This window comes from Staphylococcus argenteus, assembly GCF_000236925.1.
In the GTDB taxonomy this organism is placed as follows: Bacteria; Bacillota; Bacilli; order Staphylococcales; family Staphylococcaceae; genus Staphylococcus; species Staphylococcus argenteus.
This window is the reverse complement of sequence record NC_016941.1, coordinates 387,895-409,277: the sequence shown is the minus strand read 5'-3', so window position 1 is coordinate 409,277 and position 21,383 is coordinate 387,895. Positions and strand designations below refer to the sequence as shown.

Below are 21,383 nucleotides of genomic sequence, written 5' to 3'. Positions count from 1 at the left end.
ATGATTCATTAACATGTTGTGTTAGAAACGTCGTTTATATTACATTCTCTTCAATTCTATTCGAAGGTTACGTTTGTATACATGACAGACTTTCTTTCTTCTATTCCGTACAAATATTTTATCGTTACTTCTTTAACTAACATTTTTCTTTATTACAATTAATACACTATTACAATTTCCTACCATCAACTTTAATTGACTAACTCATCACTCCATTCACTTTTCCATTCCTCTCTACCAAATTTATGATTATTGATTCTTCCATCCCCTATGCCATTGGTCTAATTTCATTATAATTAAGTTAATTTACAAATGCCCTCTTGAAATATTTTATAAACAATATTATTCTTAGTACAATAGTCGGAATTATATTTTAAATTTAAGGAGTGTCGTTCATGAATACTTTTTTAACCGTTGTTAATATTGTTGCGTTAGTCATTTTCATCATAGTATTACATTTAATGGCTCGAAAACATGTATCATTTGCCAAACGTGTATTCACAGCTTTAGGTATCGGCATTGTATTCGGTGTGTTATTGCATCTGGTTTACGGTACAAACTCGAATATCATTACATCCACAAGTGATTGGTACAACATTGTAGGTCAAGGGTATGTCGCATTATTGCAAATGATAGTAATGCCTTTAATTTTTATCTCTATCGTAGCTGCTTTTACTAAAATTCAAATTGGAGAAAAGTTCGCAAAAATTGGTAGTTTCATTTTTATGTTTCTAATCGGTACCGTAACAATTGCTGCAATTGTCGGTGTCGTATATGCTTTACTATTTGGTTTAGATGCGTCAACTATTAATCTTGGCAACGCTGAACAAGCACGAGGCAGTGAAATTGCCAAACAAGCTAAAGATTTAACAGCGCATACGTTACCACAACAAATTTTGGAGCTATTACCGAAAAATCCATTCTTAGATTTTACAGGGCAACGTGCAACTTCAACGATTGCAGTAGTTATCTTTGCATCATTTGTGGGATTCGCTTATTTACGTGTAGCTCGCAAACAGCCTGAACACGGCGAATTGCTTAAACGTGCTATTGATGCTATCTATTCATTAGTTATGGCGATTGTGACGTTTGTCTTAAGATTAACGCCATACGGAGTATTAGCAATTATGGCTAACACATTATCTACGAGTGACTTTGGAGCAATTTGGACTTTAGGAAAATTTCTAATCGCATCGTACGCTGCATTAATCACTATGTATATTATCCACTTAATCATCTTAAGTGTGTTAGGCATTAGTCCTATCCGTTATGTTAAAAAGACTTTAGAAGTATTAATCTTTGCATTCACATCTCGTTCAAGCGCGGGAGCCTTACCGCTGAATGTTCAAACACAAACAAGACGTCTAGGTGTACCGGAGGGAATTGCCAATTTTGCAGCAACATTTGGCCTATCTATCGGGCAAAATGGTTGTGCTGGCATTTACCCTGCCATGCTTGCAATTATGGTCGCACCTGTTGCTAATGTAGAAATTGATTTACAATTTATTGTCACGTTAATTGCTGTCGTGATCATCAGTTCATTTGGCGTTGCTGGCGTCGGTGGCGGTGCGACATTCGCATCTATATTGGTATTGTCAACGTTAAACTTACCTGTTGCTTTAGCCGGTGTGCTCATATCGGTTGAACCATTAATTGATATGGGTAGAACCGCATTAAATGTGAACGATGCAATGCTAGCTGGTACAGGTACCGCTAAGTTAACTAAACATTGGGATAAAGATACATTTGAATCTAACGATGATGCTGCATTAACTTCACATTAATTCATTGCAAGAAATACCCGCCCCCACAAGCTATACTTATCATTTTAAGCTTGTGGGGGCGGGTCATTTTTGTATCTTGTTATCGCTGGATAAGGCCAGCTTTTTTCAATTGTTCTAACATATCAAGTCTTGTTTTGTTTCCTAAGAACATTTCAATTTGTTGTGACCATGTTTCCTTGCGGGCACCATTTGTACGCTTGTCATAATATTGGCTAATTGTCTGATCATAATCTGCCATTTCTGCATATTGTGTTTCTTTAGTAGCATCATACTTATTATGATGGAAGACATGTTCAAACGGTAAGCGTGGTTTTGCTGCCCCATTTTCATCATCTGTAGGTTCCCCAACTGCCATACCGAACAATGGGAAGACATAATCAGGTAAGTCTAATATTTCACGGACACGTGCAACATCATTTCTTAATGAACCTAAAAAGACAATGCCGTACCCCATATCTTCAGCGGTAACCGCAATGTTTTCAGCCACTAATGCTGCATCAATCGCGCCTACTAATAAACCTTCCGTTGAGCCGTATGCATTTTCCATATCAGTCTCAGCATGCTGATCAACTAAATGATGACGATAATAATCAATTACAAAAACAAATAAGTAACCATTTTCTACAACATAAGGTTGCCCTGAAACTTCTTGTAAGTTTTCTTTAATTTTTTCATCATCAATTCCAATAATTGAATATGCTTGTAAGAAACTTGATGTCGAAGCACTTTGACCTGCTTCAACTAATTTTTTTACAACACCTTCACTTAATGGTTTATTTTTAAACTTTCTTACTGAATGATGTTTTCTCACGAGATTATAAACATGATCTGACACATTACCCACTCCTCGACATTTTACATTTTATTAAAAATCTTCATATTGCAATTGTACACGTACAAAGTTTTTTATAGCAATTATTTGCTTATACGATAATAATTAAACTAATCAAAATATTGCGCATCACTTTAATGTACAGTCGTTGTCTTCATATTCTATTTATCTCTAACCAATATTCTCACACCATTATCAATAAGGTTGACTTAGTTGAGAATACTCAATTTATTTCTTTACATATTTTACATTAAAGTCACGGTATTAATTATATTCGTTAATATTCGCTGATTTCACTGTAAAAACCATTCTCAAAGCACTTTTTAATATATTACCCCAATTTAAAAGTAATCATTTATTTTACAAAGTTATCCAGTTGACTATTCTGAATCAAAATGTAATAATGCTAACTAAGAGATTAGAATTATTATAATTAAGCACAATCAATTAAATAGTTCTAATTCACACTTAAATTCTTAGGAGGAAGATATTTATGTCATTAATTAACAAAGAAATCTTACCATTTACAGCGCAAGCTTTTGATCCAAAAAAAGATCAATTTAAAGAAGTTACAGAAGAAGATTTAAAAGGTTCATGGAGCGTAGTATGTTTCTATCCTGCTGACTTCTCATTCGTTTGTCCAACTGAATTAGAAGATTTACAAAACCAATATGAAGAATTACAAAAATTAGGCGTAAATGTATTCTCAGTTTCAACTGATACACACTTCGTGCACAAAGCATGGCATGACCACTCTGATGCAATCAGCAAAATTACTTACACTATGATTGGTGATCCATCACAAACAATCACTCGTAATTTTGATGTATTAGATGAAGCTACTGGTTTAGCTCAACGTGGTACTTTCATTATCGACCCAGACGGTGTTGTACAAGCATCAGAAATTAATGCTGACGGTATCGGTCGTGACGCTAGCACATTAGCTCACAAAATCAAAGCAGCTCAATACGTACGTAAAAACCCAGGCGAAGTATGTCCAGCTAAATGGGAAGAAGGCGCTAAAACATTGCAACCTGGTTTAGATTTAGTAGGTAAAATCTAAGGAGGCATTACAAACATGCTTAATGCTGATTTAAAACAACAACTTAAACAACTATTAGAACTAATGGAGGGCAACGTTGAATTCGTTGCCAGCCTTGGTTCAGATGACAAATCCAAAGAACTTAAAGATTTATTAACAGAAATAACTGAAATGTCACCTAGACTATCACTTTCTGAAAAATCTTTAAAACGCACACCAAGTTTCGAAGTCAATCGTCCTGGCGAAGAAACAGGTGTAACATTTGCAGGTATTCCATTGGGTCATGAATTTAACTCACTTGTTTTAGCAATTTTACAAGTTAGCGGTCGTGCACCTAAAGAAAAACAATCTATTATTGATCAAATTAAAAACTTAGAAGGTTCATTCCATTTCGAAACTTTCATCAGTTTAACGTGTCAAAAATGTCCTGATGTCGTTCAAGCACTTAACTTAATGAGTGTGATTAATCCGAACATCACGCATTCTATGATTGATGGTGCAGTGTTCCGTGAAGAATCTGAAAACATCATGGCAGTTCCTGCTGTCTTTTTAAATGGTGAAGAGTTTGGCAATGGTCGTATGACAATTCAAGATATACTTTCTAAATTAGGTAGTACAGCAGACGCATCTGAGTTTGAAAATAAAGAACCTTATGATGTCTTAATCGTTGGTGGTGGCCCGGCTAGTGGTAGTGCAGCCATTTACACAGCACGTAAAGGTTTACGTACTGGTATAGTTGCTGACCGCATTGGTGGTCAAGTAAATGATACTGCTGGTATCGAGAACTTCATTACTGTTAAAGAAACTACTGGCTCTGAATTTTCTTCTAACTTAGCAGCGCACATTGAACAATATGACATTGATGCAATGACAGGCATTCGTGCTACAGATATTGAAAAGACTGACGAAGCAATTAAAGTTACGTTAGAAAATGGTGCTGTATTAGAAAGTAAAACAGTCATTATTGCTACTGGTGCAGGATGGCGTAAGCTAAACATTCCAGGTGAAGAACAGTTGATTAATAAAGGTGTTGCATTCTGCCCGCACTGTGACGGACCTCTATTTGAAAATAAAGACGTAGCAGTAATCGGTGGCGGTAACTCTGGGGTTGAAGCAGCAATTGACCTTGCTGGTATCGTTAATCATGTTACATTATTCGAATTCGCTGGCGAATTGAAAGCTGATAACGTGTTACAAGATCGTTTACGTTCATTATCAAATGTTGACATCAAAACAAATGCCAAAACTACTGAAGTTGTTGGAGAAGACCATGTTACTGGTATACGTTACGAAGACATGAGTACTGGCGAAGAACATCTACTTAACTTAGATGGTATCTTTGTTCAAATTGGTTTACTTCCAAATACATCATGGTTAAAAGATGCTGTTGAATTAAACGAACGTGGTGAAATTGTTATTGATCGCAACAATAATACAAACGTTCCTGGTATATTTGCAGCTGGCGATGTCACAGATCAGAAGAACAAACAAATTATTATTTCAATGGGCGCAGGTGCAAATGCAGCATTAAATGCCTTTGACTATATTATCAGAAACTAAAGTTTTCTTTGTTTCGCTGACAGTATCTTACATTTGTTAAGATGCTGTTATTTTTTTATCCTGACATAAAATCATGTTATGATAAACTTAATATATACAACGAGGTGCGCAAAAATGATTGACGTTCATTTTATATACCCTGAAAAATTACAAAACGCATGTGAATATTTTAATTTATCGAGCCAAAAAGAAGGATTTGAAGTCACAATACATGCTTTTCGTACTGAAAATATACATAAAATTTATCATGATATGGATAATTCAGAACAAAGATTTATAGAAACATTAATATCTAAGGGTAACCCTGTCACAATCGTAAATAGCCGTGATGTTAATATTTTAAAGCTAACAAATCACCTAGGTTTTGTTTATCAACTTAACGAAGATGAGTTCTTTGTAAATAATTTCTTTTTAAGATATATCAATTCAGAGGTACTAGATAATGCATATGGTGAATTCGAATCGTTAGATACAATAAACCATATGAATTTAAATGAAAAAGTGTTTCGTGTAAGACAACATACGCGCTTAAACGACGTCACATTAGAACAAGCTTTACTGTTAAAAACTAATAACGAGCTAAAGTCAATTTGCAGACAGTATGGTATCAAGGGATTTTCTAATAAAAATAAACAACATCTTGTTGAATTAATTATGTCAGCATTTTTCAACAATAATCATATCATTGAACAAGTGTTTTCTAATGCTACTCTATTTGAGTTTGACATTCTTTCTAGCATACTTGAAAATGATGCTAACTACCGATTAAACAATGAACTAATTGAATTTGAAAAGCTACAATTAATAAACTTCGATAACTTTTTAACTAGTCATTTTTATTATTATTACGACTTTGAATATGATTGTCTTATTTTACCAAATGACGTGCGTAAACATATTGAAAATTTCGTGAATCAAGTCGGCAATGGTGATATTAAGAAAGCTGTAAATCAATTTGTTAATGAACAAACAATTGAGAATAGTTTATCAGAGTTTGAAAACGCGTTAAAATTATCAATGATGGATGACGAAGTTGACTTAGATATGTTAATTAAAGATGACGATTTTGAAGACTTTGGTACAACTGATAGCTTAAGAAATGATGCAATCACTCAATTGATTTCTGAAATTAAAAAAGGATTAATAGATAAAAAAGATATTTTACCTCTTCGTATTATACTTGGTTCTGTAAACTTGTATGGTATTTTATCAACTAATCATCTACTATATCTATTACAACGATTTTATGACGCTACTTTTAGTAAAGAAGAGTTACAATATAGCTTAGATACTTTAGCTGGTACTGAGCTATATTATATTGAAGATGACTTCGTTTTTCACCCTGTGTTATTTGATGTTGTCGAGTCTGAGGCGTCAGGCATTGATATTTCTGATGAAGGATACTATGTACCAGCTTCTGTTGAAGAATTAATCTATTATGATAGACATCACTATTTGAAATCTGATAAAGCGATTAAAGAGTTTACCAGTTATCTACGCAAGCAAATCAACATGGCAAATGATATTGAGAAGGAAAAGTATGTGAATGAAATCATTATGCTTTTACGTACGATACCTACGCCTGAATTGATTCAACCAATTATGCAGTTATTTATAGATAATGCTATCCTTAACAACGTTCAAAACGACGCATTATTGATAGAAAAAGCAACTCATGCACGTAATTATTTACGTCTATGGTCATTGCAAGGTCATCGTGACATTCCACACTAATTCAACGTTACTCTATTAAACATGAATACACATTTTTTCAATTAAAGATAAACTAAGGAGTTATATTACATTATGAAAAAGAGATTACTACTAAGTACATTTTTAGCATCGACATTAATTCTTACAGGTTGCGCGTCCGATCAATCTGATAACGAAGATCATCATTCTAGTACTGGCATCCATGCACCTAAAAGTGCTAAAAAATTAGAAACAAAAGATATCTTTAACTCAGATAAGAAAAATAGTGATATTAGTGATGCAGAGATGAAGCAAGCTATAGAAAAGTATTTGTCTGTAAATAGCGATATACTTGATAACAAATATATTATGCAACACAAACTCGACAAACAAATTGACAGTCAAACAAAAGTAACTGAAAAACAAGCAGAAACATTAAGTCACTTGTCTAATTTAGCTGTTAAAAACGACTTACATTTCAAGAAATTTGTAACTGAAAACAATATTCCTAAAGAATATAAAAAGCCTGTCGGTTTAATTATGAATTATTTCAAAGCATTAAATAGCACTATCGCAAATGTTGATGAAGATATCGAGAAACTTAATTATCAGCCACAAAATAAAATCAATGTGGTCGACGTTCCAACAAAATATGCCGGTGATGTTAATAAAAAGCAACAAGATAAAATTAAAGATTTCTTAAAATCTAAAGGTATCAATAGCGATGTAATTGATAAGTAACGAAATAATATCGTTCCGACATGTAACACATCATTACATTAACCATAATTCATGACGACTCTTTATCTTTTAAAGCGACTCATCTATGTGACAACACATTTCAATCAAAACTATACCAATTGCATCAAGCAGCATATTACTGTTTGGTGCATTTTTTATTTATATGGATCTTAATTTCTCTATCCATGCTAAAATCCCCATTAGTTGACGCATTTGACTATATATCTAACATATCTCATACTTATATTGACTCTATAAACAAAGGATGGTCATGATGAAAGTTCGAATTACTTTTATTATTTTAGCAATTTTATCGACGATTGTTTGCTTGTTCTTAGCAGCCATGCATCCAACAGGACCAAACACAGTAACTTTTCAACAGCCATATTTATTCACCCTAAACATCATTATGATGATATTAGTCGCATTACCTGCACTTGTTTTAGCTATATACGATAATATGAGTTTTAGAGTTTCTTCTGCTATTTTACAAATTCTAGGTGCTATCTCTTGGTTCTTTTTATCATTTATATTATCGCTCTCACAGTTTACATCTTTTACAGTAGGATCATTTATAACATCGATTATTTTGTTCGTAAGCTCAATTATCACATTAGCTATTGGTGGTAAGTCTGTTGATAAGAATGATTCCCATTAAATTCCAAGTACAAAAAAGGTTCTGAAGGCCGCTATAAAACACAGCTTTTCAGAACCTTCACACTTCTATTCAATGATATATGGTTTGCAATTTTCTACTTTTAAATCGACAGCTTCTTCTCTTGAAACTTTGTTAAAATAAACCATCAAACAACGAATGACAACTTGATGTGCAACAATGACGATATCATCTTCTTCAGTATCTTCACTAACAACATGATTCATAAAATGGGACACACGTTGATATACGTCTTCATAACTCTCTCCTTCAGGCGCTTTTTGAGAAAAACTATGACGAAAATCTTTAAACTTAGGATCATTAAAATATTTTTCATATTTCGAATTAACACTGACATCATCTTTATATTCACCCTCGAATACACCTAATGAACGTTCTCTTAATAAAGGTGTTGTCGTAGATGGAATGTCATATGGAAAAATATGTTCAAATGTTTGTTGTGTCCTTAATAAGTCCGACACATATACATGTGCTATATTTTTTTCTTTAAAATACTGGCATAAACCGTCTGCACTTTCTTTACCAGTATTCGTTAACGGTACATCTAATTGACCACAAAAATACGATCGCGAATGTTTATTATCATAATTCGACTTCGATTCTCCATGTCTAACTAAATAAATCGTCATGTTATTACTCCTCTTCTTCTATATTTCATATTTACCATAACATTGCTAATAACCAAATGGAAATGATGTTCCTCAATATTTTTCTAATAATATTTAATTAATTTGCTTTTAAAATAAATAATAATGAAAATAGTATTGTCTTTAGTCTAGTGATGTGTTACTATATGGGTGTAGTTCTTAAATGACTACACAGTCTTTTATATTCATGAACATAATACTCCTGGATGGCGCAACCCAACGTCATCCTTTTTTTATTTGTCTTATACTCACTTTTATTATTCCAACCTTTCCTCATATCAATTCATTACGCTTTATCCTATCTTGCCTATTTTTTTCAACATTATAATACATATCGAACATTTTCACGCAAATAAAAAAGATGACAACTAAATGCCATCTTTATATTAACTCAACCTACGTTGAATATTTGATTATTTACGCATAGCTCTTAAAATTAAAGTTACGATTGCGATTAAAATAATTGAACCAATTAATGCTGGTAAGATGTAAATTCTACCTATTTCAGGACCCCATTGTCCTAATAATGTTCCACCTAACCATGATCCAATAATACCTGCGATAATATTACCTAAAATACCTCCTGGGATATCTTTACCCATAATGCCACCAGCAGCCCATCCAATTAAGCCACCGACAATTAACATTCCAATAAATCCAAACATAATTCTCAGTCTCCTTTTTCTATTTATTTTGCGTTATTCTATGTAGTACCCATTAATCGCAATTCTAAAACAAAGCTAAAATATTTTTATTCAAATTTTTTTCCAGTCATTGATTTAATTTCAAAATTATTCAATGTAACGATAGCTAATTGTTATTTGTTACTCAGAAAATATTATATTTTGTGTCATTTTCTTAATTACGATTTCTTAGCTTGATTATTTTTTATCTTAGGAATAGAATATACACATATTATTAGCATCCTTGATGAGTAAAGCATAGAAATGAGGTTAAATAACAATGAATATGCATATTTTATATAACTTACGAACTAAACATAATTTAGAAATTGATGAATTAGCACAACAATTAAATGAAAAATATGGTACTAAATATGAAGCACATCAAATTTGGGAATGGGAGAATCATCACCATGAGCCTAAATTTAAAGATGCCATGCATTTAGCCGACTTTTTTGATGCACCATATGAAATGTTTTTAGAAAGTAAAGTTAAAGAATATCAGAAACATCTTGAAGAAGTCGATATTCGCATGGATAAATAAATATTATTAAACCCTCACAATATGTATGTCATATATCCTTTTATGTCAGACAGGACTTATGCATAATATTGTGAGGGTATTTTATTAATTAATATAAATTAAGACATTTTACATCCGTTAATGCAACGAAATTTTTTAGTGATCTTGTTCACTCTTTAATACTTTCCCGTTTTTAGCATCAACAGTAACTTCTTGTTTTTTATTACCTTTTTTCAAATCGATGTTGTAAACAAGTTTGCCATCATCTTTTTCAAGTGACCATTCTTTAATATCACCATCAAATTCTTTTTGTCCTTCTTTGATAGCTTTTTTGTAATCTACGGCATCACTATATTTAAAGTTATCATTTCCATTTACTGTATCTTCTTTTTCAGTCTTTTTATTGATTACTTTTTGGTTTTTATCAGCAATCAGTACTTCTGATTCTTCACCTGATTTTTGTTGTGTCACTTTATAAGCCCATTCACCATTAGAATTTTCAAATGAAATTCCTTTCAACTTTTGACCTTTATATGTTTCTTCTGCTTTTTTCACAGCTTCCTCTGGGCTTGTCTTAACATCTTTTAATGCAATAACGTCTTTTGTTGTATTAGTGTCTTGATTAGTATTTGACTCTGTCGATTTTGTTTCATCTTTCGGAGTATTATTGCCACATGCTGTAAGCATCACCGCTGACATTGATAACACTGCTAATGATTTTAATTTCATACTATCACTCTCTTTTCCTTTTTTTGAAACTCTTAACAAAAGCTTATATGCTATATAGAATGTATTACCCCTTGTTTTTAATTATATTCATAATTATTACAAATTTTTTTATATTTATTGTTAGACGTTGTTTTAGTTCGTTCTCACTTTTAAAATGAATATTGTAATATAAGCACACTATGAATGGCTCAATTTCTCCAATATTTTACTAGGTACTTCTTTCTTTTCAACTTCTTCAAAAGCTTCAACATGATGACCTTTATGTGTAATTTTCAAATATCTATTCGGTTTTATATCATATGTTGCAGTATATGTTAACTGTGTCATCTCACCTGTTTTGTTATAAGCATTTTGACGATAACTTCTAAGATGCTCATCAATCCTACTAGACACCGCTGTCGTTTTAACATAAGAATCATCTTCCTTTACTAATGGGTTAAATTGATCCGTGACACCATGAGAATCTATCGTTTTTAAAATAAATAATGCAGCATAAGCACCAATAAAAATAAGAGCGATATATGTAAGTATTTTTAATATTGCTTTCAAAAAATCACCTCTGTCAAAATATAAAATAGGATATCACTGAAAACAACTTACATAATTGTAATTAAAGTGTAAGTATTAGGAGATAATGATGGTATTTGAATCTGAAAGATACGAATCGTTTTTAAACTAAGTTATTTTATAGAGACTTTATTATGGAATTGAAAGAAGTTAATTTTAAGGTTGCCGAATGTAAAAACATATTGATTAACCATAAAAGAGAAATTATTTTTGTAGATTTCGGCATAAACGTCATTAAAGAATTTTCTATATGATGACGGTGAAGGTCATAACAAAGAAAGCTAGGCACCTTTAGTTACCTAACTTTCAAAGTATTAGCGATAAAACGCTGTATATACTAATTTAACTTAATTTCAAGCTTGTTCAATGTCATTAACACTTTTCACAAGTTCGAAAGTTACATTTTTTATATCAGCAGTATTAATTTCTACATTTTCCCTATCTTTTTGTAGCTCTTTATGCGACTCTAATGTATATTTACCGCCATCTTTTGTATTTATTACGATGTTACCTTTAGGCAAATGCTCTCCCATATATAAGCCATAAGAAATATGAGCAAATCTTACGATATGATCCAATTCTTTTAAAGTGACAACTTCTTTATTAAGCGTAATGTTCCTCTTAGGTGTATACACTCTGCCAGCAACTGTGTAAGTCCCTTCTAAATGTATACGAACTTGGTTTTCATTTAAAGGTCTCTCTGAATAAACCCAATTCCTAGATTTATTAGATTTTCCGTTTATTGTATTTTGGCTGTATCTATCGTACAGTTTTTTAACCAAAGCTTTTTCTGAATTATTTGGTACTTCTTCAACTTTTTGGAATTGTTTATCATGTACACTTGAGGAATCCTGTATCGATGCATCTGCTTTTGAATTTATTCCAAATATTCCCGAATAGATGATACCTAGCGAAAGAATAGATTTTAATACGATTGAATTTTTAGAATGATGTTTTTTGAACATATTTAATTACCTCCTTGATGTAAAGCTTTATTTGCTACAATTATAAAAATAATAGTCGTGTTCATGAATTAAATTCATCTTAACTCTTGATTAACTTTAATTTGCTACCACTCTGAATTTAATAACTATAAATCGTCTACACTTAATTGAACAAAATCTATGAGAATAGAATTTGTTAATTTAAAATAGTATGCAATTCAAAGTTATATGTGTAATAGATAAAATAAACATACTAAGATTAGCTATGAAGAAATCTATGACGATAGATTTTTTCATAGCTATTTTTTATAGTTATAGAGAGGAGTAGACTGTGCATTCCCTTGGGTCTTAAACCCGTAAAAAAAACAAGTCAGCTTTACTCTCGCCTTTTGAAATTCGTTTGAAGTATGTTGGGTTCTTGAAACCGTGTAGAGGAAAATGAAATGAGAAAGGTTAAGTAAAGTTCTCACTTCTCAATTTTTTAAAGGAGGCTATATTTATCAATTACTTAGGTGTTGATATTAGTAAAAGAAGTAGTGCCGTAGCTCATTATCATAACGATCAATTTCAAAGAGAATTTACCATTCAAAATAATAAAAATGGTTATAATTATTTATTAAAGTATTTGAATAATTTAGACCACCTACAAATCATTTTTGAATCTACTGGTATTTATTCAAGAGGTATGACTCGATTTTGTCGCGTAAATCAAATTAATTATATTGAGATGAACCCGTTAGAAGCTAAATTCAGAACAAGTTCTTTAAGATCATGGAAAACCGATCAAGCTGATGCACATAAACTTGCGCAATTAGCACCTACTTTAAAAGCAACGGAAACCATATCTATGTATGGAGATATCTTCTTTGAGTTGCGAGAGCGTGCACGTTTTCATCTAGAAATTGAAAATGAACAAAATCGGCTTAAATTTGAAATTGTTGAACAGCTTCATCAAACTTTTCCTGGTTTAGAAAAATTATTTAGTAGTCGATACTCTATCATTGCACTTAACATCGCAGAACGATTTACTCATCCAGATATGGTGAGAAATATGGATATTGATACCCTTATTTCTTATATATTCAATTCGACTGATAAAGGTCTATCTATGAATAAAGCTGAAAATCACGCACACCAATTGGTTAACATTGCTCGGGAAAGCTATCCGAATGTCGATAGACATTCATTTCTTGTAGAAAAAGCACGGTTGTTAATTAGACAATTAAAACAATCTATACAACATCTTAAACAATTAGATGAAGACATGATTCAATTGGCGCAACAACTTGATTGTTTTGAAAATATTCATTCAATACCAGGCATTGGAAAACTATCTGCAGCTATGATTATTGGGGAACTTGGAAATATTACGCGATTTAAATCTAATAAACAATTAAATGCATTTGTAGGCATCGATATCAAACGATATCAATCAGGTAGTACGCAAAGTAGAGACACAATTAATAAGCGTGGCAATAAAAAAGCAAGAAGATTACTGTTTTGGGTGGTTATGAATATAATAAGAGGGCAGCATCATTATGACAATCATGTAGTCGATTATTACTATAAGCTAAGAAAACAGCCTCATGAGAAAGCTCACAAGACTGCCGTCATCGCTTGTATTAATCGTCTCTTAAAAACGATTCATTATTTAGTAATGAATCAAAAATTGTACGATTATCAAATGTCCCCACATTAGCCAACCGTACAATCAAATACAGTGTAACACCTTATTCAAAAAAATTAAATTGAACGGGCTAATTTAGTAATGCTTATTTTAAAGATAAAGACTTGACTAATCGTAGGAGATGGGAGTGGGACAGAAATGATATTTTCACAAAATTTATTTCGTTGTCCCACCCCAACTTGCACATTTTTGTTAGCTGACTTTCCGTCAACTTCTATGTTGGGGCCCCGCCAACTTGCATTGTCTGTAGAAATTGGGAATCCAATTTCTCTGTGTTGGGGCCCCGCCGGCAAGGTTGACTAGAATTTAAAAAAGCTTGTTGCAAGCGCATTTTCATTCAGTCAACTACTGCCAATATAATATTATAGACTCTAGAACATTGATTTATGTCCCAGCCTGGAGTTACTAGCTAAACGTAATAACACATTAGAAGATAATGAAGTTAAGGAGTTACTGGATTGTTTCGACTATGTAATTAAGTATAAAAAAACATCCAACGATAAAACGCAATTATAAAATGGTAAAAGCTATAGTGCAGCTGGTGGCCCTATCGACTCGAACAAAATTAGCAACATTATTAAAGGGGGCACTATCAAAGAGACAACTGAATTTAGTTCCATTAAGAAGTCTGTAACAACGCACACATTACATCGCACACATTACATCACACACATATATCTACACTTGCTCAATTAGGAATTAAGTTAAAAGCAATGCAAGAGCATGTAGGTCATTCAGATTATAAAAAATCTAGAGATATACACACATGTTACTAATCAGATGGCGAAAGATATGATGAATAAATTTGAACGATTGGGGAGTTAATATTGGAAAAAGATGATACACTAGCAGAAATTAAGCCTATGCTCAATTTTGATGAGCAAATAGCGAAATTAAAACAGATGAATATATTTTTTAATATTATTGACACCGAAAAAGCAAATGAAATTCTTAGAAAAAATAATTACTTCTTCAAACTAGCTTATTTCCGAAAAAATTTCGAAAAAAAGAATGGTGGCTATTTCATAGAATTTGCTTATTTATCAGATTTAGCAACTATAGATATGAAATTAAGATACACAATGTTGCATATAACTTTAGATATTGAACATAGTTTAAAGTGTCTAGTCTTAAAACTAATAACAGAAAATAACCAAGAAGATGGTTATAAAATAATAGATGAGTTCTTATGTATTGATAAATCATATAACAATTCAAATTTTGACACAAATTCAAGAACACCAGAAGAAGTTATGGAAACCAAAATCAAAAATAAAAACGAAATATTCAAGCATATGAATAAAAGAGGGCAACTACCCGAGAAGTTGAATAAATACTATCAAAATCCACCCGCATGGGTTTGCATTGAATTCATGCAACTAGGTCAATTCGTTTCGTTTCTCAACTTCTATTACAAGAAGTACAATGACGAAGAATTGAGAATTGCTAATATTTTAATGCCTTTAGTTAAAAACATAAGAAACAAATCAGCTCATAACCAACCCATCATAGCAAATCTAAATTATGACAGTAGATCTCCTCAATATTTATTTGAAAAAGGGAATAATATAGGCATATCTAGAAACATGTTCGGAATAAAAAATTTCATAGATACTTTCGCTACGCTAGAATTACATAATCAAGTTTGTAGTAATGCAATTATCCAAGCAAGATATCACGATTTGGACCAACTTCAAAAGCGATATAAAAGAAACGAAAGCTATTATAATAATGCATTAGCTATCAAAAGATTTTTTATAGCTTTAGATAAAATTATTGACTTCAACAGACCAAAAGTATAAACTATCTAGTGAGGAAAGAGACTTATAGGTCTCGCGAGTTATTTTAATTCGTATGCAAGAAAAAGAAGAGCTATGCATTTTATTTAAAATGCGTAGTTCTTTTTTATGCATCTAAATTCATATTATTTTTGCGATATTAACATATCTTTGTGCAAATTCCGAACACAAAACACTCACATCATCCTTTTTTGCCCTTTTTCTATATCCCAAAACACAAAAAGCCCCGCAAGCCTATGCCTGCGGGGTTTGACAATAAATTATATATTATTGTTCTTCTTTAACATATGGTAATAATGCCATATGACGAGAACGTTTGATAGCTGTAGTCAACATACGTTGATATTTAGCTGAAGTACCAGTTACACGACGTGGTAAAATTTTACCGCGTTCTGAGATAAAACGTTTTAATAATTCAGTGTCTTTGTAGTCGATATGTGTAATACCATTTGCTGTGAAATAGCATACTTTTTTACGACGACGTCCGCCTCTTCTTGGTCCACCTGCCATGATTGTGTGCCTCCTTTGATAATTTTTTCGCTTTAATTTCGTTAATTTTTATTAGAATGGTAAGTCATCATCACTTATATCAATCGGTCCGTTTGCATTTGCAAATGGATTATCAGATTGTTTCGTGTTTGATGAGTTATTATACGAATTGTTTTGTCCTGATTGTTGACCACCGAATCCTTGACCGTAATCTTGGAATTCATTTTGTTGACGTTGGCCACCATTTTGTTGTGCATTTTTAGGTTCAAGGAATTGAACGCTATCACACACAACTTCAGTAACAAACACACGACGACCTTCTTGATTTTCATAATTACGGGATTGTAAGCGACCATCTACACCAGCTAAACTACCTTTAGATAAGTAGTTATTTACATTATCTGCTTGTCTTCTAAAAACAACACAGTTAATAAAATCTGCTTCGCGCTCCCCTTGAGCATTCGTGAATGTACGATTTACTGCAAGAGTGAATGTCGCTACACTCACACCTGAGGGAGTGGTTCTGTATTCCGGATCTTTCGTTAAACGACCTACTAATACAACTCTATTTAGCATTTAAACGCCCCCTCTAATTATTACTTGTCTTCGTCTTCACGAATAACCATGTAACGAATGATATCGTCATTGATTTTAGCTAGACGTTGGAATTCGTCAGTAGCTTTGTTGTTATCAGATTTAACACGTACGATGTTGTAGAAGCCATCTTTGAAATCATTGATTTCGTAAGCTAGGCGACGTTTACCCCAGTCTTTTGCTTCTAAAACTTCTGCACCTTCAGTAGCTAAGATACCGTTGAAACGTTCAACTAACGCTTTTTTAGCATCTTCCTCAATGTTTGGGCGTACGATGTACATAACTTCATATGTTCTCATTTTATATTTGCACCTCCTTGTGGTCTATACGGCTTATCAATATTAAAACAGATAAGCAAGGAATAATTTTCATTACTCACAATAAAGAATTATATCATGCGCCATTACTTTTTACAATAATAATTCAAACTACTCTCCATATCATTTTTGACATTAATGCATTTGAAATTTTCTATGATATTTTTAAAAATATACTTCACAAATACGAACACATGTTCTATAATGGTTGTGAGGTGGTAAGGAATGAATTTAGATATTGATTGGTCTAAAGATTTTCAAGAATTCCAAGAGATACTTAATAGTGGCGTTCACCCTGAATGGCTTTATTGTGCAAAGGCAAATCTTGTTTTAGAGCCTGCTTATACCGGCGAAGGCAAACAATTTTTCAGCACTCAAGATATTATCAGCGCTAGTAAAATTATTCCATTCTTTTAATAGATTATAAACATAATTAAAAGAGGCGAACTTTTGATTCCGCCTCTTTTACGTAGCTAATATTTAATTAACCTCACTATATCGTTTATACATTAAATCTGAAATGAACGATATCGCCATCTTGCATAATGTATTCTTTACCTTCTAATCGTTGTCTACCCGCTTCTTTAGCACCACTTTCGCCACCATATTGTACATAATCATCATAGCTTGTTACTTCTGCACGGATAAATCCACGTTCGAAATCAGTATGAATGATACCAGCACATTGAGGTGCAGTCATACCTTGTTTAAATGTCCAAGCACGAACTTCTTGCACACCAGCAGTAAAGTATGTTGATAATCCAAGTAATTCATAAGTTGTTCTAATTAATCGATCTAATCCTGGTTCTTCAATACCTAAGTCTTCTAAGAACATTTCTTTATCTTCATCATCTAATGTAGCAATTTCTTCTTCAATTTTCGCACTAATAACGATTACTTCTGAATCTTCTTGTGCTGCATATTCACGAATCGCTTTTACTTTGTCATTATCGTCATCACCAATCTCATCTTCACCAACATTAGCGATATAAAGCATTTTTTTAGAAGTCAGTAGTTGCGCTTGATTAACCCATTTTTGATCTTCTTCATTAAAGTCAATACTGCGGGCAGGCTTTCCATTTTCTAAAGCTTCTTTAATTGTGTTTAAAATGCGTACTTCCATCTCAGCAGTTTTATCTTTTTGACGTGCCAATTTTTCAATTCTAGGCAAGCGTTTCTCAACAGATTCTAAGTCTGCAAGTACTAATTCCATATTAATAACTTCAATATCATCAATAGGGTCTACTCGACCAGCAACATGAGTTACGTTATCATCATCAAATGCACGAACAACCTGACAAATCGCATCTACTTCTCTAATATGTGATAAGAATTTATTGCCTAATCCTTCACCCTTTGAAGCACCTTTTACAATACCAGCGATATCAGTAAATTCAAATGTAGTTGGCAGTGTCTTTTTAGGTTGAACCATTTCTTCTAATTTAAGTAGTCTAGCATCTGGCACTTCTACAATCCCTACATTAGGGTCAATCGTAGCGAATGGATAGTTCGCTGCTAAAGCGCCTGCTTTTGTTATTGCATTAAATAATGTTGATTTACCAACGTTTGGCAATCCAACGATACCTGCTGTTAAAGCCATTAATCATTCTCCTATCTTTGTGTATCATCATGAGATTCGATGATTTTTTTAAGTTTTTTATCAAACGTTTGACGTGGAATCATAATACTTCTTTGACAATTTTCACATTTAATTCTTATGTCTGCACCCATTCTAATAATCTTAAAACGGTTTGTTCCACACGCATGTTGTTTTTTCATTTCTACTATATCATTTATTCCATATTTTGACGCCATTAAATATGACCTCCATGTATTATAAACTACTAAACACCGTTTTCACTATGATTATAAGCAGTCATAATTGGTTGAGGTGTTTTAATACCTTCTTGTAAAAACATTTTTTGTACTTCTTTACGAATAATACGAGCACCGGAGAACCCTTCACCCGGTATTGTTTCTGCTGAAACTCTTAATATTACTCTAGTATCTTCAAAGGCATCAATACCAATCACAACAGGATCACTTACAAATAAATAGTATTTACTTCTCAGTGATGTAAATAATTTATTTAATTTCTTCTCAACATTATCAATATTTTCATCGACAGACACGGGAATTTTAACGATAGCTGTACCATTTGTAATTGAGTAGTTCGTTATTTCTCCCATACTACTATTTGGTAAAATTGTTAATTCTCCCGAAATTGTATTGATTCGTGTTGAACGAAGTCCTATTGATTTAACCGTTCCCTCTGCCACAGTCGTACCACCATTGTTTATTTTAACATAATCACCTACATCGAATTGGCTTTCAAATATAATAAAAAATCCAGTAATAACGTCTTTAACAATGGTTTGAGCACCAAAACCTACTGCTAAACCTACGACACCAGCACTTGCAATAACACCTTCAACACTAATACCAAATTTACTTAAAATCGTCGTAATAACAATAAACCAAACGATATACTTCACTACATTTTGAACAAGTGATATTAAAGTTTTAGAGCGCTTTTTATTACTCTTTTTACTTTTATTTTGTATTTTAAATCCCTGTTCAATCATTTTATCAAGTATTTTAATTACGATTAATGCAACGATAATATATATAATTATCATCGCTAATTTAGTAGCGACACTTTCATATGTTTCAATTTTAGTTAATGGTTCGAATAGTGATGAAATAATACTCATAACTTGATCCATAATAAGCGTTACTCCCTTCTATATGATATATCAATATTGTATTCATAATTTTATATACTTCCAACCTACCGAAGTCTCAATATATATAGAGTCAAATGCTAACTGATTAAACTTGCACAAAGAGTTATTATATAAAATTGTGTAACTATTTACCATACCTTCGATTTAATTGTTCAATTATTCTCAGAAAATCTTCTTGTGAATCAAACTCAAATGAGATTTTACCAACTGATTTTTTTATTGATATATCTACTTTGGTACCATACTGTTCTCTCAGTTGACGTTCTTGTTGCTTAATAAATTTAGGTTTAGATACATCCACATTACTTGTTTCGAGTTTTGAAGTCATTTTCTTCATTTCATTAATATAATTTTCTAAAAACCTAACACTCCATTTTTCTTTAACGACCTTTCTCGCCAGTTTCAGCATTTGTTGTTCATCTTTAATAGCCAACAACGTGCGTCCATGTGCACTTGTAAGTCGTCCATCTTTTACCATATCTGAAATCTTTTTAGGGAGATGCAATAATCTCAGCATATTTGCTATATAAGGGCGTGACTTACTTAACCGTTTAGCTACTTCTTGTTGTGTAATTTTTAAATCAGTCATCAAGCGTTGATAACTTTCAGCTTCTTCAATCGCATTTAGATCCTCACGTTGTAAATTTTCTATTACTGCAAGTTCCATCATATCTTCATCTGTTAACTCTTTAATAATCGCAGAAACATGTTTAAGACCCGCAATTTTCGAAGCCCTAAATCTTCTTTCACCTACGACAATATAATAACCACGCACTGTTTTTCTGAGCACAATCGGTTGTAAAATACCATATTGTTTAATTGAATCAGCTAAATCATTTAAATGATTTTCATCAAATGTTTTTCTCGGTTGATATGGATTCGGTTTAATTTCAGTTATATCTATTTGCTTTATTTGCTCACCTTTTGTTTTTGTAATACGTTGATCTTCACTTTTTGACAATTCAATCACATCACTTTTTATTTAATAACAACAGTTAAATATATTTTATGTATTCTAAATGAGTCAGACAACCATTAACCACACTTTATTTTTTAAAACCTTTATTTTTACAACTCCACAATACCAAACACAATTTCATAAACAAATTAACTTTTAAATCAAAATTTTCTGAATAATTGTTGACAAATCATTTTTTACTCTGTAAGCTAATTAATATCTTATAACAGTTTAATGAAACGTAAACACTATAAAGAGGAAAGTAAAACACACCCTGCTTATACAGAGAGTCTTTAATAGCTGAGAGAAGATTTTGAAAGCGTGTTTGAAAATGGCCTTGGAGTGTTGATACCAATATGAGGTGTCTACGGG

General features: G+C 32.2%; 23 protein-coding genes, 2 pseudogenes and 1 other annotated feature (1 of these 26 running past the window's edge). Of the genes and pseudogenes, 12 read left to right on the top strand and 13 right to left on the bottom strand.

The window, feature by feature from the left end; genetic code table 11:
- Positions 1 to 395 precede the first annotated feature (395 nt).
- Positions 396 to 1,784 (top strand): L-cystine transporter, encoded by a 1,389-nt coding sequence (locus tag SAMSHR1132_RS01835; RefSeq protein ID WP_001091366.1) that lies wholly within the window; start codon positions 396 to 398, stop codon positions 1,782 to 1,784.
- Between the two features lie 79 nt (positions 1,785 to 1,863).
- Here the strand turns inward: SAMSHR1132_RS01835 and nfsA are convergent, their stop codons facing one another.
- Positions 1,864 to 2,619, bottom strand: coding sequence for an oxygen-insensitive NADPH nitroreductase (nfsA, locus tag SAMSHR1132_RS01830; RefSeq protein ID WP_001279736.1), 756 nt, complete (start codon positions 2,617 to 2,619; stop codon positions 1,864 to 1,866).
- A 490-nt stretch (positions 2,620 to 3,109) separates the two neighbouring features.
- Here nfsA and ahpC point away from each other — a divergent pair, with 490 nt between their 5' ends.
- The 5 genes from ahpC to SAMSHR1132_RS01805 all read left to right on the top strand — a co-directional run bounded on the left by ahpC (position 3,110) and on the right by SAMSHR1132_RS01805 (position 8,309).
- Positions 3,110 to 3,679, top strand: coding sequence for an alkyl hydroperoxide reductase subunit C (gene ahpC, locus SAMSHR1132_RS01825; RefSeq protein ID WP_000052780.1), 570 nt, complete (start codon positions 3,110 to 3,112; stop codon positions 3,677 to 3,679).
- Positions 3,680 to 3,694: 15 nt separating this feature from the next.
- Positions 3,695 to 5,218, top strand: coding sequence for an alkyl hydroperoxide reductase subunit F (ahpF, locus tag SAMSHR1132_RS01820; protein ID WP_000930491.1), 1,524 nt, complete (start codon positions 3,695 to 3,697; stop codon positions 5,216 to 5,218).
- Positions 5,219 to 5,332: 114 nt separating this feature from the next.
- A complete protein-coding gene (locus SAMSHR1132_RS14055; RefSeq protein WP_000567596.1) occupies positions 5,333 to 6,952 on the top strand; it encodes a hypothetical protein in 1,620 nt (539 codons plus the stop codon).
- A gap of 72 nt (positions 6,953 to 7,024) precedes the next feature.
- Complete coding sequence (locus SAMSHR1132_RS01810) at positions 7,025 to 7,651, top strand: NDxxF motif lipoprotein (protein WP_000746684.1); 627 nt, start codon at positions 7,025 to 7,027, stop codon at positions 7,649 to 7,651.
- Positions 7,652 to 7,925: 274 nt separating this feature from the next.
- Positions 7,926 to 8,309, top strand: a complete 384-nt coding sequence (locus SAMSHR1132_RS01805; RefSeq protein WP_000868258.1) for a hypothetical protein — start codon at positions 7,926 to 7,928, stop codon at positions 8,307 to 8,309.
- Between the two features lie 65 nt (positions 8,310 to 8,374).
- Here SAMSHR1132_RS01805 and SAMSHR1132_RS01800 read toward each other — a convergent pair whose 3' ends face one another.
- Positions 8,375 to 8,956 carry a histidine phosphatase family protein gene (locus SAMSHR1132_RS01800; protein WP_000158386.1) on the bottom strand — a complete coding sequence of 194 codons (582 nt, stop codon included), beginning with the start codon at positions 8,954 to 8,956 and terminating at the stop codon, positions 8,375 to 8,377.
- Between the two features lie 181 nt (positions 8,957 to 9,137).
- On the opposite strand from SAMSHR1132_RS01800, the pseudogene SAMSHR1132_RS01795 reads away from it, so the two are divergent.
- A pseudogene (locus SAMSHR1132_RS01795) lies at positions 9,138 to 9,346 on the top strand (hypothetical protein).
- 41 nt (positions 9,347 to 9,387) lie between these two features.
- Here the strand turns inward: SAMSHR1132_RS01795 and SAMSHR1132_RS01790 are convergent.
- On the bottom strand, positions 9,388 to 9,639 hold the full coding sequence (locus SAMSHR1132_RS01790) for a GlsB/YeaQ/YmgE family stress response membrane protein (RefSeq protein ID WP_000466751.1): 252 nt from the start codon (positions 9,637 to 9,639) through the stop codon (positions 9,388 to 9,390).
- Positions 9,640 to 9,937: 298 nt separating this feature from the next.
- On the opposite strand from SAMSHR1132_RS01790, the gene SAMSHR1132_RS01785 reads away from it, so the two are divergent.
- A complete protein-coding gene (locus tag SAMSHR1132_RS01785; RefSeq protein ID WP_001055897.1) occupies positions 9,938 to 10,201 on the top strand; it encodes a helix-turn-helix domain-containing protein in 264 nt (87 codons plus the stop codon).
- A 135-nt stretch (positions 10,202 to 10,336) separates the two neighbouring features.
- On the opposite strand, the gene SAMSHR1132_RS01780 is transcribed toward SAMSHR1132_RS01785, so the two are convergent.
- The 3 genes from SAMSHR1132_RS01780 to selX form a co-directional block, all read right to left on the bottom strand.
- Positions 10,337 to 10,909 carry a PepSY domain-containing protein gene (locus SAMSHR1132_RS01780; protein WP_000769717.1) on the bottom strand — a complete coding sequence of 191 codons (573 nt, stop codon included), beginning with the start codon at positions 10,907 to 10,909 and terminating at the stop codon, positions 10,337 to 10,339.
- Positions 10,910 to 11,086: 177 nt separating this feature from the next.
- Entirely contained in the window at positions 11,087 to 11,458 is a 372-nt protein-coding gene (locus SAMSHR1132_RS01775) for a YxeA family protein (protein ID WP_000644325.1), read from the bottom strand.
- Between the two features lie 371 nt (positions 11,459 to 11,829).
- Positions 11,830 to 12,441, bottom strand: coding sequence for an enterotoxin-like toxin X (gene selX / locus SAMSHR1132_RS01770; RefSeq protein WP_000473145.1), 612 nt, complete (start codon positions 12,439 to 12,441; stop codon positions 11,830 to 11,832).
- 478 nt (positions 12,442 to 12,919) lie between these two features.
- On the opposite strand from selX, the gene SAMSHR1132_RS01765 reads away from it, so the two are divergent.
- The 3 genes and pseudogenes from SAMSHR1132_RS01765 (at position 12,920) to SAMSHR1132_RS01755 (ending at position 15,909) form a co-directional block, all read left to right on the top strand.
- A complete protein-coding gene (locus SAMSHR1132_RS01765; protein ID WP_304363310.1) occupies positions 12,920 to 14,119 on the top strand; it encodes an IS110 family RNA-guided transposase in 1,200 nt (399 codons plus the stop codon).
- Positions 14,120 to 14,506: 387 nt separating this feature from the next.
- Positions 14,507 to 14,932 (top strand): annotated as a pseudogene (locus tag SAMSHR1132_RS14190) (hypothetical protein); the annotation flags it as partial.
- A 38-nt stretch (positions 14,933 to 14,970) separates the two neighbouring features.
- On the top strand, positions 14,971 to 15,909 hold the full coding sequence (locus SAMSHR1132_RS01755; protein ID WP_096001338.1) for an Abi family protein: 939 nt from the start codon (positions 14,971 to 14,973) through the stop codon (positions 15,907 to 15,909).
- Positions 15,910 to 16,173: 264 nt separating this feature from the next.
- Here the strand turns inward: SAMSHR1132_RS01755 and rpsR are convergent, their stop codons facing one another.
- From rpsR to rpsF, 3 genes are read right to left on the bottom strand one after another with little or no spacing between them, the layout of a single operon-like run.
- On the bottom strand, positions 16,174 to 16,416 hold the full coding sequence (gene rpsR / locus SAMSHR1132_RS01750; RefSeq protein WP_000897044.1) for a 30S ribosomal protein S18: 243 nt from the start codon (positions 16,414 to 16,416) through the stop codon (positions 16,174 to 16,176).
- A gap of 51 nt (positions 16,417 to 16,467) precedes the next feature.
- The gene (gene ssb, locus SAMSHR1132_RS01745) at positions 16,468 to 16,971 is read right to left on the bottom strand and encodes a single-stranded DNA-binding protein (RefSeq protein ID WP_000934799.1); all 504 of its coding nucleotides are present in this window, start codon (positions 16,969 to 16,971) and stop codon (positions 16,468 to 16,470) included.
- A gap of 20 nt (positions 16,972 to 16,991) precedes the next feature.
- Entirely contained in the window at positions 16,992 to 17,288 is a 297-nt protein-coding gene (gene rpsF / locus SAMSHR1132_RS01740; RefSeq protein ID WP_001261459.1) for a 30S ribosomal protein S6, read from the bottom strand.
- A 243-nt stretch (positions 17,289 to 17,531) separates the two neighbouring features.
- Here rpsF and SAMSHR1132_RS01735 point away from each other — a divergent pair, with 243 nt between their 5' ends.
- Entirely contained in the window at positions 17,532 to 17,723 is a 192-nt protein-coding gene (locus SAMSHR1132_RS01735; protein ID WP_001046951.1) for a hypothetical protein, read from the top strand.
- Between the two features lie 85 nt (positions 17,724 to 17,808).
- Here SAMSHR1132_RS01735 and ychF read toward each other — a convergent pair whose 3' ends face one another.
- The 4 genes from ychF to SAMSHR1132_RS01715 form a co-directional block, all read right to left on the bottom strand.
- A complete protein-coding gene (ychF, locus tag SAMSHR1132_RS01730) occupies positions 17,809 to 18,906 on the bottom strand; it encodes a redox-regulated ATPase YchF (protein ID WP_001218728.1) in 1,098 nt (365 codons plus the stop codon).
- 11 nt (positions 18,907 to 18,917) lie between these two features.
- Positions 18,918 to 19,121 (bottom strand): DUF951 domain-containing protein, encoded by a 204-nt coding sequence (locus SAMSHR1132_RS01725; protein ID WP_000157345.1) that lies wholly within the window; start codon positions 19,119 to 19,121, stop codon positions 18,918 to 18,920.
- Between the two features lie 29 nt (positions 19,122 to 19,150).
- Positions 19,151 to 20,032: a mechanosensitive ion channel family protein gene (locus SAMSHR1132_RS01720; RefSeq protein WP_000373078.1), complete on the bottom strand. Its 882-nt coding sequence runs from the start codon at positions 20,030 to 20,032 to the stop codon at positions 19,151 to 19,153.
- 145 nt (positions 20,033 to 20,177) lie between these two features.
- Positions 20,178 to 21,023 carry a ParB/RepB/Spo0J family partition protein gene (locus tag SAMSHR1132_RS01715; RefSeq protein WP_014373770.1) on the bottom strand — a complete coding sequence of 282 codons (846 nt, stop codon included), beginning with the start codon at positions 21,021 to 21,023 and terminating at the stop codon, positions 20,178 to 20,180.
- Positions 21,024 to 21,252: 229 nt separating this feature from the next.
- Positions 21,253 to 21,383, top strand: a binding site (T-box leader); it runs 240 nt beyond the window's last position.